The organism is Lysinibacillus sp. FJAT-14222, assembly GCF_001278875.1.
In the GTDB taxonomy this organism is placed as follows: Bacteria; Bacillota; Bacilli; order Bacillales_A; family Planococcaceae; genus Lysinibacillus; species Lysinibacillus agricola.
This window is the reverse complement of sequence record NZ_LIYL01000046.1, coordinates 34,774-51,221: the sequence shown is the minus strand read 5'-3', so window position 1 is coordinate 51,221 and position 16,448 is coordinate 34,774. Positions and strand designations below refer to the sequence as shown.

Annotated in this window: 13 protein-coding genes; 1 reads left to right on the top strand and 12 read right to left on the bottom strand. The window is 36.9% G+C overall.

Translation table 11 applies throughout. The features are described from left to right. Positions 1-200 precede the first annotated feature (200 nt). The 6 genes from AN161_RS19060 to AN161_RS19035 form a co-directional block, all read right to left on the bottom strand. On the bottom strand, positions 201-989 hold the full coding sequence (locus AN161_RS19060; protein ID WP_053595929.1) for an MBL fold metallo-hydrolase: 789 nt from the start codon (positions 987-989) through the stop codon (positions 201-203). Further along, a complete protein-coding gene (gene yycI, locus AN161_RS19055; protein ID WP_053595928.1) occupies positions 979-1,812 on the bottom strand; it encodes a two-component system regulatory protein YycI in 834 nt (277 codons plus the stop codon). The genes AN161_RS19060 and yycI overlap by 11 nt, the downstream gene beginning before the upstream one ends. Further along, positions 1,799-3,118 (bottom strand): two-component system activity regulator YycH, encoded by a 1,320-nt coding sequence (gene yycH, locus AN161_RS19050; protein WP_075807295.1) that lies wholly within the window; start codon positions 3,116-3,118, stop codon positions 1,799-1,801. The genes yycI and yycH overlap by 14 nt, the downstream gene beginning before the upstream one ends. Beyond that, a complete protein-coding gene (gene walK, locus AN161_RS19045; protein WP_053595926.1) occupies positions 3,115-4,977 on the bottom strand; it encodes a cell wall metabolism sensor histidine kinase WalK in 1,863 nt (620 codons plus the stop codon). The genes yycH and walK overlap by 4 nt, the downstream gene beginning before the upstream one ends. Positions 4,978-4,983: 6 nt before the next feature. After that, positions 4,984-5,697 (bottom strand): response regulator YycF, encoded by a 714-nt coding sequence (yycF, locus tag AN161_RS19040; protein WP_053595925.1) that lies wholly within the window; start codon positions 5,695-5,697, stop codon positions 4,984-4,986. Between the two features lie 230 nt (positions 5,698-5,927). Continuing rightward, complete coding sequence (locus AN161_RS19035; protein ID WP_053595924.1) at positions 5,928-7,388, bottom strand: M23 family metallopeptidase; 1,461 nt, start codon at positions 7,386-7,388, stop codon at positions 5,928-5,930. 414 nt (positions 7,389-7,802) lie between these two features. On the opposite strand from AN161_RS19035, the gene AN161_RS19030 reads away from it, so the two are divergent. Continuing rightward, positions 7,803-8,723 (top strand): YitT family protein, encoded by a 921-nt coding sequence (locus AN161_RS19030; RefSeq protein WP_053595923.1) that lies wholly within the window; start codon positions 7,803-7,805, stop codon positions 8,721-8,723. 35 nt (positions 8,724-8,758) lie between these two features. Here AN161_RS19030 and AN161_RS29865 read toward each other — a convergent pair whose 3' ends face one another. The 6 genes from AN161_RS29865 to AN161_RS19005 form a co-directional block, all read right to left on the bottom strand. After that, positions 8,759-8,917 (bottom strand): hypothetical protein, encoded by a 159-nt coding sequence (locus AN161_RS29865; RefSeq protein ID WP_158003068.1) that lies wholly within the window; start codon positions 8,915-8,917, stop codon positions 8,759-8,761. A 430-nt stretch (positions 8,918-9,347) separates the two neighbouring features. Further along, positions 9,348-10,640, bottom strand: coding sequence for an adenylosuccinate synthase (locus tag AN161_RS19025; RefSeq protein WP_053595922.1), 1,293 nt, complete (start codon positions 10,638-10,640; stop codon positions 9,348-9,350). A gap of 276 nt (positions 10,641-10,916) precedes the next feature. Next, positions 10,917-12,278, bottom strand: coding sequence for a replicative DNA helicase (gene dnaB, locus AN161_RS19020; RefSeq protein WP_053595921.1), 1,362 nt, complete (start codon positions 12,276-12,278; stop codon positions 10,917-10,919). A gap of 13 nt (positions 12,279-12,291) precedes the next feature. Further along, the gene (gene rplI, locus AN161_RS19015; protein ID WP_053595920.1) at positions 12,292-12,738 is read right to left on the bottom strand and encodes a 50S ribosomal protein L9; all 447 of its coding nucleotides are present in this window, start codon (positions 12,736-12,738) and stop codon (positions 12,292-12,294) included. Beyond that, entirely contained in the window at positions 12,735-14,708 is a 1,974-nt protein-coding gene (locus AN161_RS19010) for a DHH family phosphoesterase (protein ID WP_053595919.1), read from the bottom strand. Before AN161_RS19010 ends, rplI begins: the two co-directional genes overlap by 4 nt. Before the next feature lie 12 nt (positions 14,709-14,720). Then, the gene (locus tag AN161_RS19005) at positions 14,721-15,662 is read right to left on the bottom strand and encodes a YybS family protein (protein WP_053595918.1); all 942 of its coding nucleotides are present in this window, start codon (positions 15,660-15,662) and stop codon (positions 14,721-14,723) included. Between the last annotated feature and the right edge of the window lie 786 nt (positions 15,663-16,448).

Genomic DNA, 16,448 nt, shown 5'->3' with positions numbered 1-16,448 from the left:
TAGTTGTTACCCTAATATTACGATTCAAACATTAAAATCAGATGAAAAATAAATAAAATGAACATAAAAATGGCTGTTCAAAGCATTTACTATAAAATGCTATTGAACAGCCTCATTAAAGCTTCATTTTTAAATTGTATAATGTCGATATTATTAACTCACGCTAAGAATCATAATTCCGCGACATCCGCTGAAAGAAGTTAAACTGTCACTAATTTCGTCGGCTCTTCGGCATCTGTATCAAATAAATTTACATACTCTCCTGCAATAATGCCACATGATTGCAAAGTCTGTGTGACACTCATGCGCGCAAGCTCTTTCATGTTATTATCCATACTTAAATGTGATAAATAAATATTTGTTGGTTTTTCAAATACTACCTCACTCATTGCTATAGCTGCGTCCTCATTTGAAACGTGCCCTACATCACTTAAAATACGACGTTTTATAGACCATGGGTAACGCCCCATTTGCAGCATATTGACATCGTGGTTACTTTCAAAGACAAAGGAATCAGCACCTCGGATGATGCCCTTCATACGGTCGCTAACATAGCCTGTATCCGTAATAACAACAAGCTTGCGTCCATTTTCATGAAAGCTATAGAACATGGGATCTGCTGCATCATGTGATACGGCAAAGGATTCAATAGCTAATGAGCCGAAATGCTTTACTGTATCCATTTCAAATTCAAACCGTTGCTCTAACGGAATATCACCAACAAGCCCATCCATCGCCTGCCACGTTTTGGCGTTTGCATAAATAGGTACATTATATTTTCGTGCCAGTACACCTATTCCTTTAATATGATCACTATGCTCATGTGTAACGAAAATGCCACTTAGCTGTTTCATATTGCGGTCGATTTTTGTAAATAATTGCTCCATCTTTTTACCACTGAGGCCAGCATCGACAATAAATGTATGATCATCATTCTCTACATAAATCGAATTGCCTGTACTGCCACTTGCTAAAACACTAAATCGCATCATTCTCTCCCCAGTCTTCTTCTTCGCCCTCTTGCTTGTCCCCTTGGATTTCAATCATTTTTCCATCAATAGCATCAACGAAGTACTCTTCTATTTCGTCGTCCGATAATTTCACTTGTACTTCCCATGTTGGTATCAACACTTGCGTTTGCGTTAAATTACTAAATGTCGAATAACCTAACTTCATATGCATAATACGCGATTCTGACTTTAACAGATTTTTATTATAAAGTGTCTGGATAATTTGAAGTGGTGGTATTACAGTTTCTTGTTGCTCCATTTCTTCGATATTATCAATCATCGTCTGCTCATACATTGTAACTTCGTCGTCTAGATTCCACTGTACTTTTAATAGGGCACTCTCATTGTAATAGAACATTCGATTACTTTTTTTCTGGAAGAAGATTGCGATTCGTTCCTCACGATCCACCTTCCATAATACATAAGAATCTCCTTCTTTTACGTTTGCATGGACAAACTCTGTAAAGCTTGCATCATCATTAATATTTCGTAATTTCACAGGGCTTATAAAATTGGCACGTATATGTGTGTCAGTAATGAAATTTACTTGCTGATTGCCATCGGTAAAATCAGTATTTTTAAATTTATGCGCTTTACCTGTAATGTAAGTAGCAGATTCATTACTATTTGGCAATGTTCCATACGTAATATTATCATCTTTTAATCGGGTTTCTATTGTTTTTTCACCAAGTATTTCTACACTCTGTGCTTCATTATAGCGATTTAAATACAACGAATATAAGAAGATATTTAAGATTAAAAAAACGAATATGAAAATAGATTTTGTTCTATTCCAATCCATTTTTGACACCTCCTAATATTTCAGGCGTCAGTTTCGTCGATACACCGTTACGAATAGCAAACCAGCATGGCTCTAGTGTCACTATTGTACTTTGTTTGTGAGTTAAATAGTAACCCACAACAATGTCATCTATATCTGATAAATCAATGTTATTAAGGTCTTGAATCTTTTCAACGACTTCCGATCCTGATGGAAGTTCTTTCATCTCTTTTTCGGATGGAATATCTTTCTCAAAAGAAAAGTATGGACGTTTGTAGCGGAAAATACGATTATCTCCCCAAACAGTTGTAATTCGGCTTATAGCCTGATCACTATAAATTGGTAATCCATGTAAATATAGTTGATAATCTAATTGGTTATTGCTTGTACTTGTTGATACATAGCGATAATCAGCTGTAAAGCCTCCGTGTTCATTGATAAATTCAAAACTATCCGTCAAGAGCTTGGAAGGCTCTATCCTTACACTACTTTCTGCAGCTGGATATACATAGGTCAATGATTTCAATTTCGAATCAATCGTCATCCGTGACAGTCCATCTTGATATTTTTCAATGGTTACACTTTCATCAGTGCGCAGGACATTGTTTGGATTTGTAAATAACACATCTTTAAATAATTCAGGTTGCTCTTCGATAAAATACGTATATTTCGCTGATTCAATTTTATCGTTGGCAATATAAAGTGAGGTAAACCCATCACGCTCCACTTCTTTAAAAGTGCCGTATGTTTTCGCTGGCTCAATAACATTTCGTACAAATTGGTTAGCATTTTCTAGACTTACACGTGAACGCATCAATAATTCATTATTACTACTAATGAAAAACACCTGTAACTCTTTGTTATTATAATTACTCCAATCTATCATCATACGATTAAAGGTTGTTTCAGGTAGCTCCTTATCGGGGAACTGAAAAATTGAGTTAAAGGCAGAGTAAGGAATCTCACCAGTAAAAAAGACAGTCATAAAATTATTAGTACGAATCATCTCGTTTACAGAGTTGGCTGTAAGGTTATTGTTAATGGGCACTAAATCTAGGACATTCCAGCCTTTAAATGCTTCCATAATATCTTCCATTGCACCATTGGATACTGTCCCGGTAAATTCCTTATCAAAACGGTAAATAGCCTTATAAGGACGAATTAAATTCTCCATTTTTTTTTGTGGTCCAATTAGGATTTCTTTTTCTTCAGTCTGTTCAATAACTTTATAATCCGGCGTGTATGTCCAAATCATATAGGTTAAAACCACACTTAGCATAACGAGTAGGAATAATACAACTGATTTAACTGGTTCTATATATTTCATTCCCACTCACCTGCCTCGTCAAAATCGTCTAAATTAAGTGGTAATGTGAAGAAAACTGTTGTTCCTTGTCCTTCCTCACTTTCAGCCCATATTTTACCACCGTGAGCTTCAATCATTTCCCTGGCAATAGCTAGCCCTAGACCTGTGCCTCCCATAGATCGAGCTCGAGCTCGATCTACTCGATAGAAACGATCAAAAATACGTCCTACATTTTCCTTAGGAATTCCCATACCATCATCAGAAATCATAACCTTCAGCATATCTCCTTGCACGGTAAAGCCAAAGCGAATATTACCTCCGTCTGGTGAATACTTAATAGCATTGGAAATGATATTATCGATAACTTGTGTTACCTTATCCGTATCAATTTCTACATAATAAGATGCCTCTGGAAATAAACGTTCAAACATCACTTTGTCTGACTTAGACATTTCAAAACGATCGATAATACGGTTAAAGAAAGAATTGAAGAGAACAATGTCTTTATTCAACTCATAATCTGCACTATCCATTCGTGATAACTGCAATAAGTCATTTACTAAGCGAATCATACGCTCTGTCTCTGTTTGTGTGACATTCAAAAATGTTGGAGCAATGTTTTCATCTTTCCATGCACCATCTGCTAATGCCTCTAAATAACTACGCATCGTCGTTAATGGTGTCCGTAATTCATGTGACACATTTGATACAAATTCCCGGCGATCCATCTCTATTTTTTCCTGCTCCGTAATATCGTGTAGTACAGTAATTAGACCATTAATAAAGCCTGTTTCTTTTTGAATAACAGAGAAATTCGCACGTAAAATATACGGTGCATCTGCCGTACTGAAATTTAAATTCACCGCATCATTCATATGAATTAAATCCTCAAAACTATACTCTTGGTCAATGCCTAAAACAGATGCAATCGGACGCCCTAGTGTAATATCTCTTGAAATATGCAGCAGCTCTAGTGCGGGATCATTAATAAGAATAATGCGCCCTTTTCGATCTGTTGCAATAACACCATCTGTCATATTACTAAGGACCGAATCGAGCTTTCGCCGCTCTGCCTCTGTAGTAGATTGCGCCTCCTGCAAGCGATTCGTTAAATGATTAAAGGTTATAGCAAGCTGCCCTATCTCATCTGTACCATAAACCCGCACTTTTCGTGAATAGTTTCCCTTTGCCATCGCCTGTGCCTGCTTACGCATATCTGCAATTGGCTGTGTAATTGTTCGTGCCACTAAAATTCCTAAAAAGATAGTAATCACCAAAGACACTGCCGTACCACCAAGGAAAATACCGTTAATGTCATTCACTTGTTCAAAAACAGATTCAATATTAGCTTCAATATAGAGTACACCTATGATTTCATCATCAGGACCTGCACCATCTCGTATTGGCGAAGCTAACACCCACACTCGATTTCTTGTTTTATTATCAAGTTTGATGTTTTCAAATAATGTTTCTGCAGAAATTGCACGGCGTACGAGATCATTATTCGAGCGCTGTCCAATCAAACCTTGATTGTCTACCTCAGACGTGGCGCGAATACGCTGTCTATTATCAATGACACGGATTTCTAAAATATCTCCATTAGATTCCTTCAACCCCGTGGAAAACTCCATTACAATCGTTTTCAGGCTTTCTTCAAGAGCTGGCATACTTTCATCGCGTTCTTTTAACATTTCTTCACGAATGCTATATTGCATCAAATCGACACGTTGAAAAATGGATTCTCGGAAGTTGGTTTTTAAATTTTGCTCTAATTCATTTGCAAAATAGATGCCTATTATTTGTAAAGCGAGCATAATTAGTAAAATGTAAATTAGTACTAGCTTTACATGAATTGATTTAAAGAAGCTTACTTTCTGCATCCCTTTTTACTCCTGTTCAGGATTTCGTAAATAATAACCTACACCACGGCGTGTTACAATCCAAGCTGGATGACTAGGATTGTCCTCTATTTTTTCCCGTAAACGACGAATTGTTACATCTACTGTTCGTACATCGCCGAAATAGTCATAGCCCCACACTGTTTGCAGTAAATGCTCACGCGTCATGACTTGACCAATGTGCTTGCCTAAGTAATGCAATAGTTCAAATTCCCTATGCGTTAGTTCAATTGATTCATCACGCTTCAATACTAAGTAAGCATCTGGCTGAATAACAAGAGAGCCTACTACAATTTCATTGGATTCTTCTTCAACCTCTTCGGCAGTAGGCGCTACTACCTGTAAGCGACGCATATTTGCCTTTACACGTGCAATAAGCTCACGTGTACTAAATGGCTTTGTCACATAATCATCTGCGCCCATTTCTAGTCCTAATACTTTATCAATTTCAGATCCTTTTGCCGTTAGCATAATGATAGGGAAATCATATTTTTTTCGCACTTCTCTACAAACTTCCATCCCATCACGCTTAGGTAGCATTATATCTAAAAGCATTAAATCTGGTTGCTCTTCCTCAACCTTCTCTAGTGCTTCATCTCCATCATAAGCACAAATAACTTTGTAGCCTTCTTTTATTAAATTAAACTGTAAAATATCTGCGATTGGTTTTTCATCGTCAACAACTAAAATTGTTTTGTCCATATATTTTTCTCCCTTTCGCTATTTATCTATTTTTAAATGAGTGTATTTTTAAAGTTACTCTCTTAACTCTACCATGCTTTTAGCTTCTATGCATTATTCTAAATTCAAAGACATTATAGGATATTGTATTGAACTATATTTCGACAAATATTTCTTGGGAAATAACATAGAATTAATAAGAGCTATATAAAAAGACAGTCCCTATTCGGACTGCCTTCTATTCGAATTGATTAACTGCCTACATATGATAATGGATTGACTAACGAACCATTTTTCTCAACTTCAAAGTGTAGATGTGTACCTGTTGAATTCCCAGTAGAGCCCATAATACCTATAACAGAACCTTTTTCTACCACTTGACCCACTGTAACATTAATTGAAGATAAGTGTCCGTAAAGCGTTGTATAACCATTATTATGATTAATCACGATGCGATTACCATAGCTACCCGAGACACCAGCTGCGACAACAACACCATTATCTGAAGCTAAAATATTATAATTACTAGGACGGGCAATATCAATACCTCGATGGAGTTCTCCCCAACGTTGACCCATCCCACTTGAAATATAGCCACCCACTGTCGGCCAAGTAAATTCACCTGTACCACGAGAAGAAATCACCTTCGTACCAACAACTTCAATTTCGTCAACTGGTTGTTGTATGATATTTTCTTCTAACGCAACTTTGGATGTACGAGTTCCATTTTCAGACGTTAATAAATAAGCTGTTTCTTTTTTTCCATTAACGCCTTGTTGTTTAATCACTTTCTCACCTTTATACATCGTCGGATCTTCTTCAACTATTTTCTTAAACGGAATTTTATCAGTAACTTTCTTCTCCTGTTTTACTTCAAGTGTTACAAATGGTTTAGCGACTGTTACATTCAATGCTTGTCCGACCTGTAAAACTGTATCAACAGTGATACCTGGATTTAACGTTACTAGCTCAGCTGTTGTTAAGCTGTGTTTTTTAGCAACCGAGCCTAGAACATCACCTGATTGAATTTTATATGTCTCTTGTTCGAGAGATCCTGTCATTAAATATTCCACTGCTTCCTCAGGCGTTACAATAGCATTCGGGACTACTTTTTGTGTCGCACCTGATACTCCCTGTTTAAAAGTAACATCTAAAAGGCGCGTTTCACCTGTTTGTAACGGTGGTATATTCGTAGATTGCTGATTAGCATATAAACTATTTAACTCTTGCTGTGAAACATATTGTAGCTTTAGCATACGAATAGTGTCTTCATAAGCTTTTGCATCTTTTAAAGAAACTATAGGCTTATTATTTACAAATAATGTATAAGCTGGAGATTGGGCTACTAAAGATTGCTCAAATTTCGCCAAAATATCTACATCTTTTGTTTCATTACTAAACACTTGCTCTGGGATTATTTTAACAGCTGAGCTAGCATCAATAGACAATTCCTTGTACTGTTGGTTTGCTTCTTTTTCCTTTGATGCGATAATTTCTTGAATAGCTTTCTCATTAGAGACTGCACCAATATATTGATTTCCCACGTAAACGTGATAAATTTTATTTAAATCTTCTTTATGATTTTCTTTTGCAAAACCTACATTAAACGTTAAACTTGTCATTAAAACTGTAATAATGGATACCTTTTTAATTAAAGGAAAATTGTAAGTGAATCTATTGTTTTTTTCCTTCTTAGACCAAGACGAACTCATCAATAAAGCTCCTTCCAACTTCAACCTATCGTAGGATTAATTACCCACAAGGATTTTTTGCACCACTATACTGTACCATAAAGAAAATATGGTTTGAATATTTTCATCTTTTTGTAATGTAAATGTATTATTTCTCTACTAATTGTTACATAATTCCTATTTTCCGTAGTTTCTAATAACTGTATTTTCATTAAAAAATTGGCTCACCACCATAACATAGAGTTGATTTCCGTCTCTTGTGGCGTCCAGCCTCGACTCCAATCGATCGCTTAAAAATATACTTGTTCTTTAAATATCATTTGTAGTGTTTGAATGAGCCATTAGTATTCTATTCATTTTTTTTAGCGTGAATTTAGACTTATTACTTTTTACTTTTTTAATATTCCGATAAAATATAGAAGAAAGATATACTAGTTGATTGGAGCGATTAATTTGAGTGATTCATATACCTCTGAAATAACCCCTAAAGTTAGAAAGCCCCAAAGTAAGAATACGGTTCGTAAACTTATAATTAGGACCATTATGGTGGCATTAGGTGCCGTCATTATGGCACTGGGGCTGGAGCTATTTTTAGTACCAAACCACATTATGGATGGTGGAATCGTAGGTGTTTCCATTATCACTTCTCATTTATTAAATTTACCTCTAGGTATTTTCATCTTCATTTTAAACTTACCTTTTATCTTTTTAGGCTATAAACAAATCGGAAAAACTTTTGCCCTTTCCACAGGACTCGGCATTACAGTACTCTCTTTAACAACACTTCTCTTACATAATCTACAACCATTTACTCAAGATACGCTATTGGCCACAGTTTTTGGAGGCATGATTTTGGGCATTGGAGTCGGCATCGTTATTCGTTATGGTGGTTCTTTAGATGGTACAGAAATTTTAGCCATTTTATTTAATAGAAAAACGCCGTTCTCCGTCGGTGAAATTATTATGTTTTTCAATTTAATTATCTTTACGGTGGCGGGATTTGTGTTCACATGGGAACAAGCAATGTACTCTATCATGGCATACTATATTGCCTATAAAATGATCGACATTGTCATTCAAGGAATGGAGGAATCAAAATCTGTTTATATCATCAGTGATGAAATTGATGAAATCGGGCAGACCATCATGGACCGACTTGGTCGTGGTGTAACCTTCCTTCATGGTGAGGGGGCTTATACGGGGAATGATAAAAAAGTCATTTTCACTGTTATTACCCGATTAGAGGAATCGAAGCTTAAATCAATCGTCGCTGAGATTGATAATCATGCATTCCTAGCAATTGGTAATATTGCAGAAGTTAAAGGTGGTCGCTTCAAGAAGAAAGATATTCACTAATAACAAAAGGGTCGTACCGGATATGGTACGACCTTTTAATGTTGTTGAAAAACTATAACATCTATGAAATTAAGTATGGCTTTTCGGCAAAATGAGAGGTTGATTTCCGTTTCGACTGAGCGCTTTGTTGCTATCGCTTCGCTTTCGCACAGATAAAACATTTGCCGCTGTCGCTTCGCTTTCGCGCAGAGCATAGCTTCCTGGGGGCGTCCGATGCTTGGGCCAACACGATGTTGGTCACGAAGGCGTTATCACAGGACGTGATGGTTTTAGCCTTCGTTCCTCTATCGCTGATCCCCAAGGAGTCGCCCAGTCTCCACTCCAATCAACCACTTCACTTAGCATGTATCTTCTGGAATATCACTCTAATTTATAGTGATATTATGCGAAAACATAGCGTTCATAACAGATGTCTTTAGCTACACCAAATGTAAAATAGCGTCACTGTTATACATCTATAGTTTGATTATGGAAGTAGCCATAACGTTCACTTTTGAATACATAAAATATATCTCTGCATTAACGGGCAATAAGTCGCGTCTCACCTCAAAATTCAGCGAAAGCAAAGAGATACGGTATAAAAAAGGGCGTACCGGATATGGTACGCCCTTTTGTGATTTATATTTATTTTGCTTCCCAAACGTCTACTAAAACGTTCGTTTGTTCACGTGCAGGACCAACAGAGAAAGTAGCAATTTCAATACCTGTTAATTCACTCACACGTTCTACATAGCGACGTGCATTCTCAGGTAGCTCGTCTAATGTTTTGCAACCTGTAACATCTTCTGACCAGCCTGGAAGCTCTTCATAAATTGGTTCACATTGTTCAATAACATGAAGATTTGCTGGATACTCGGTGATAGTTTCATCTTGATATTTATACGCTGTACAAATTTTCACTGTGTCTAAGCCAGATAAAACATCAATTGAGTTAAGCGCTAGGTGCGTAATACCACTTACTCGGCGTGAATGACGTACTACTACTGTATCAAACCAGCCTACACGACGTGGACGGCCAGTTGTTGTACCGTATTCACGACCAACCTCACGAATTTGTTGACCTACCTCATCAAATAATTCAGTTGGGAATGGTCCATCGCCAACACGTGATGTATAGGCTTTTGATACACCAATAACACTTGTAACTCGTGATGGGCCAACACCAGCACCAATCGCTACTCCGCCAGCAACAGGATTTGAAGATGTTACAAATGGATACGTACCTTGATCGACATCAAGTAAGATACCTTGTGCTCCTTCAAATAACACTTTGCCGCCTTCATCAAGTACATCATTTAAGATTTTCGACGTGTCTGTTACATATTTTGCGATTTCTTGTCCATAGTTGTAATATTCCTCGAAAATTCCTTCGAATGTTACGCCTTCAACTTCGTAAAATTTCTCAAATAATTTATTCTTAATTGCTAAATTTTGACGTAGTTTTTCTTCAAATACATCCTTGTCTAGTAAATCAGCCATACGGATACCGATACGTGCTACTTTATCCTGATAACATGGTCCAATCCCTTTACAAGTCGTACCGATTTTATTATCGCCACGACTTTCCTCATCAGCGATATCTTGTTTTATATGATATGGTAAAATAACATGCGCACGGTTAGAAATTCGTAAATTGTCTGTATTAATACCACGCTCTTGTAAACCTCTAAGCTCAGTTACTAATGACTTTGGATTAACAACCAGACCATTTCCGATTACTGAAGTTTTTTCTTTATAAAAAATACCTGATGGAATTAAATGTAGCTTATAAGTTTCACCATCAAATTTAATAGTATGTCCTGCATTATCGCCACCTGCAAAACGAGCGATTGCATCGGCTTTTTGTGAAAGGAAATCAGTAATTTTACCTTTTCCTTCGTCTCCCCACTGTGTTCCTACAACTACAACTGATGTCATAGTCAGCACCTCCGTTAGATACGATTTGTATCTCAATTTTTAAGCCGTTAATTATTGTAACAATGATAGAAACGCCTAGTCAACAAAAATACTTAAAAACACGAACATAAAATCAAGAAATATGATTCAACGTTCGTGTTTAATAACAGAATGGTATGAATATTATCTAACATTCAGATTAATTTTACCTTGGCCTACACTCCAATCAACATATATACATGGCATATGTTTTAACAAATGTCATCTCCAACTATTGATGGTGAGCCAGATAAATATTTATTCACGTGAAGGTGGTGGCGGCATTTGCGACCAATCCACATTAATGAATTTATTGAATTCTTTTTTAAAGGCAAGAGTAACTGTACCCGTTGGACCGTTACGCTGTTTAGCAATAATAATTTCAATCATATTTTTACTCTCGGACTCCTTATCGTAATAATCATCACGATATAAGAAGGCAACAATATCAGCATCTTGCTCAATACTTCCCGATTCACGTAAGTCACTCATCATTGGTCGCTTATCTTGACGTTGCTCAACGCCACGAGATAGCTGTGATAATGCAATGACTGGAACCTTTAATTCACGCGCTAAATGTTTTAAAGAACGTGAAATCTCAGATACCTCTTGCTGACGGTTCTCCCCTGCTTTACCACTACCTTGAATAAGTTGTAAATAGTCAATCAAAATCATACCGAGGCCATGCTCTTGTGCTAAACGTCGACATTTTGCGCGAATTTCATTGATACGTACACCCGGTGTATCGTCAATAAAAATTCCTGAATTTGATAAACTCCCCATTGCCATAGTTAGTTTACCCCAATCTTCTGTTGTTAAAGCACCTGTACGTAAAACTTGTGCATCTATATTTCCCTCTGCACAAAGCATACGCATAACTAGCTGCTCAGCACCCATCTCTAAGGAGAAGATCGCAACATTTTCCCGCGCTTGAACGGCAACACTTTGTGCGACATTCAATGCAAAGGCTGTTTTCCCTACAGATGGACGTGCCGCAACAATAATTAAATCGTTACGCTGGAAGCCAGCTGTTATATGGTCTAAGTCACGGAAGCCTGTCGGAATACCTGTAACATCACCTTTTTGTGATTGAAGCTTCTCAATGTTATCAAAGGTTTCCACCAATACGTCTTTGACATGCTTAAAGTCACCCGCATTTTTACGATTGGCTACCTCCATCATTTTCTTCTCTGCTTCGCCTAGTAATGCCTCTACCTCATCCTCACGAGTATAGCCATCTTCTACTATTTTAGTAGCTACACGAATTAAGCGACGTAATAGAGCCTTTTCTTCGACAATTTTCGCATAGTGTGCGACGTTAGCAGCCGTAGGGACAGCATTGGCGAGCTCTAGTAAATACGATAGCCCGCCAACATCCTCAATTTCTTTTTTAGCTGATAATTCTTCAGTAACTGTGACAACATCTATCGCTTTTCCTTGATCACTTAAACGTAGCATCGTTTCGAAAATTTGCTTATGTGCATTATGATAAAAATCATCTGCTAGTAAAATTTCAGATGCAGTGATTAACGATTGAGGATCGAGGAAAATCGCACCGATAACCGATTGCTCCGCTTCCCGGTTATGCGGTGGAACGCGATCCATCATCGGTTCGTTCATGGATTGTCGCCCCTTATTCTTCCGTTACATGAACTTTTAAAGTAGCAGATACTTCATGGTGTAGTTTTACAGGTACATTTGTAAAGCCTAGCGCACGAATTCCATCACTTAAAGTCATTTTACGTTTATCAATTTTTATGCCATGCGTTTTTTGAAGCGCATCGGCAATTTGCTTTGTAGATACTGAACCAAATAGGCGACCACCTTCACCTGATTTTGCTTTTAATTCTACCGTTAAAGCTTCTAATTTTTCTTTTAATGCTTCCGCTTCTGCTAATTCTGCAGCAGCATTTTTAGCTTCTAAATTCTTTTGACCTTCTAATTGACTTAATGCTTGTGCATTTGCTTCAGCAGCATAGCCATTTTTAATTAAGAAGTTTTGTGCATAGCCGTCTGCTACATTTTTAACTTCTCCTTTTTTCCCTTTTCCTTTAACATCTTTTAAAAATACTACTTTCATGATTCCGAACTCCCTTCGAGTACCTCATTTATGGCCTCTTCTAGATATTTTTTTACTCCAGCAATGGAATTTGCTTCGATTTGGCAAGCTGCATTAGTTAAATGTCCGCCGCCGCCTAGCTTTTCCATAACAAGCTGTACGTTGACCTCGCCAAGTGATCTTGCACTTATGCCGATTTTGCCATCTGAACGATGCGCAATGACAAAGGAAGCACCAACATCCTTCATTGTTAGTAAAATGTCTGCTGTTTGCGCAATTAGTACAGAATCATACACTTTCGATTCCTCACCTGCAGCAATAGCAATCCCCGGCTTCACGAACTTAACAGTTTGCACTATTTTAGAACGCTCGATATACGTAGCTACATCTTCTTTTAGTAATCGCTGTACTAACACTGTATCGGCACCATTCGTCCGTAAATAAGAAGCTGCTTCAAATGTACGGGCTCCTGTACGCAGTGTAAAACTCTTCGTATCTACAATAATTCCCGCCAGTAATGCAGTAGCCTCTAGCATATTAATCTTCGCACGTTTTGGTTGATACTCGAGTAACTCCGTCACAAGTTCAGCTGTGGACGAGGCATATGGCTCCATATAAACAAGCGTTGGATTTCCTATAAAATCCTCACTTCTACGATGGTGATCAATTACTACCACTTTTTCAGCTAGCTTCAATAGGTGTGAATCGATGACTAAATTCGGTTTATGTGTATCGACAATAACGAGCAATGACTTTTCTGTCATTCTTGTCGCAGCTTCCTCTGGTGTTATGAAATTTTCATAGAAATCCGATTTATTCTCAATTTCATTCATTAAACGTGTTACACTGCCGTTTAATTCGTCGAAATTTATGATGACATAGCCCTTTACATCATTCATTTGTGCCATTTTACGTACACCAACAGAGGCACCGATAGAGTCCATATCAGGGTTTTTATGTCCCATAACAAACACTTGGTCACTATCCTGAATTAAATCACGTAATGCATGGGAAATAACACGTGCTCTAACGCGCGTACGTTTCTCAACAGGATTCGTTTTCCCACCATAGAATTTTAGTTTTCCTGTAGGCTGCTTGATAGCAACCTGATCACCACCACGACCTAAAACGAGATCAAGACTTGATTGTGCTAGTTCACCAAGTTCCACTAATGAAGATGAACCTGCACCAACACCAATACTTAATGTTAATGACATATTTTTTTGTGCTGTTTTTTCTCGAATTGTATCTAAGATAGCAAATTTTTTCTTTTCAAGTTCCATTAAAATGGATTCGTTTAAGACAGCTAAAAAACGATCGGATGATATTCGTTTCACAAATATCCCTTGCTCAGCCGCCCAATCATTAACAATTGATGTCACCATCGTATTCGTTAAACTACGTGGCTGATCATCCATCGCTTGCGTAATTTCGTCATAGTTATCAACAAATAAAATCGCAATGACTGTACGATCTGCATAGTATTGTTTTTCAATAGCGATTTGCTCAGTGATATCAAAGAAATATAGCAAATTCTCTTCTTTTTTATAATAAACTCGATATTTACGATCACGGAGCGTAATCGTATCTTCGTTTGTCTCTTCGGTCTTCATTAGAACGTAGATGTCATCAGATATATTAACGATTCCTTCACCTACTAAATTTTCCATATTTAAAACACTTTGCATATATGGATTCGACCATTCTATTTCATATTGTTCATTTACAAGTAAAATCCCAATTGGCATTTCCAGCAATGCCTCTTCCCCTACTTTTTTCATGCGGAAGGAGATGGATTCAATGTGCTTTTCTGTTTCTTCAAAAGTAATCTGTTCTACTTTCCACGTATAGACCATTAATAGAACAAAACCTACTCCATAACCAATACCTATCCCGATATTCCAAATACATAGGAGCCCGAACGTCACAATGCCAAAAATGGAAAGAACAAAAAGCGGATAGCGGATTGGTCGTTTTCTAAAAGTCCCCATTACATCAGCCCCTTATTCTTTAGTTTTCCCCTTCACAAGTGAACGTACGTCGAAACCTAAATCTACGATGCCCAGCAATATCATAAAGGATGATAGTGGTAAGGCTAACAAAGTAGCTATCCATTTTACGGCATTTGGCATTCCTTTTTTAGAAATAAAGTAATGGATAAAGGAAATCCCCTGCAGGATTAATAACATCCATAAAACATAAGAAACATTTAAAACAATAATATCTAATGTAGATCCAGATTCTGGACGCATAAATAAGTTAATGGATAAAACAATCATGTAATACCATAAAATAGATCGTGGTAGACGCATTTGTTGGAACGGTGCAAATTTCGGTACGTCTAAACCAAGACGTTTTAATACAGGTAAATTTAACGTTATGATTATAAATGCTGTCATAAATGCAGAGATCGTTACCGTTGCAGGTATTGTCAGCTCAATTGTTTTTAGCAGGGCATCAATTAGCTCTGGCTGAAATGCTTCTTGACCTGTCATAGTTTTTGCAAGTTCATTTGATTGCTCATAACTTTCGCGGAACAGCTCCATGCTCATGCTAATGATATTGATACCAGCAAATTGAACATAGGCTACATAGACAATTGCCATTGACAGAAGAACAGCAACCCCTGATGACATGAATAGGTAAAGTTTGCTTTTCTTTAGATTAATTGCACTTCCTATAACGACACCAAGTAATGCCAAAATCAAGGCAAATGGTAACATAATTATGCCACTCATTAAAGTGGTTAAGATACATCCTACTACTGCTACAAATATTGATGCGGAACGCTTGTAATTTGCGCTATACCAAGCAATCGGTAGTGGAGCAAATAGTAGACTTACGATAGAAATGAGTGGTACGTATGCAGAAATAAGCATTAGAATTGTAAAGATTGCAACCATCATTGAGCCTTGTACAAGCGCCTTTGTTTGATTATTCGGCATTGAAAACCTTCCTTTTTTCAGTCAAACTTACTGACCTTTATTGTACCATTTTTTCAGGTTATTGAACAAAAAACGCTAAGAACAACTGAATGCTTTGCCATTAATTTTGTAGAACCAATGACTAAAGCATAAAATACATAACTATATAGGAGATTTTTTACCGAAAAAGCATATCAAATTCATTCCCTGATTAGGTTCTTCTTTAAATATATTGAAACGCTCCAATTATTATTATATTTCAACGACAAGCACACTCGATATAAGTATGGTCAACACCTTGGCGACATCAATCTTATTTGTCTTCTGCTAGTTACGTTGGTACTTAGCGCTAATGACGCTTTCGACAGTTACTAATACATGAAAAAAGGCTTTTAATCGAAATGATTATAAGCCGTTTTGTTTTTAAAAATGTCCTTAGTCGATTGTTCCTCTCACCATACGTTTCAGAAATACGATAGCATTTTGTTTCTCAATCTCTAACATTTCATTTTTCTTTATTCATGTCTCTTAAAAGTGTAATAAATTCTTATACTAATAGCAAATGGTAATATATAGAGCAATTACTGAGATAAAATCAACCATATTACCGAAATAAGGATATCCATTTTCATCTTCCAAGTTACAAGATTATCCTTCTTTAGCAACTCCATTTTTACAAATAAAAAAAGCACAATCAAAGCGATTAAACCTTGTTGTGCCTTTAAATATATTATTTGTCTTCTGCTACGAATGGAAGTAATCCCATGATACGAGATACTTTGATAGCTGAAGTTAATTTACGTTGGT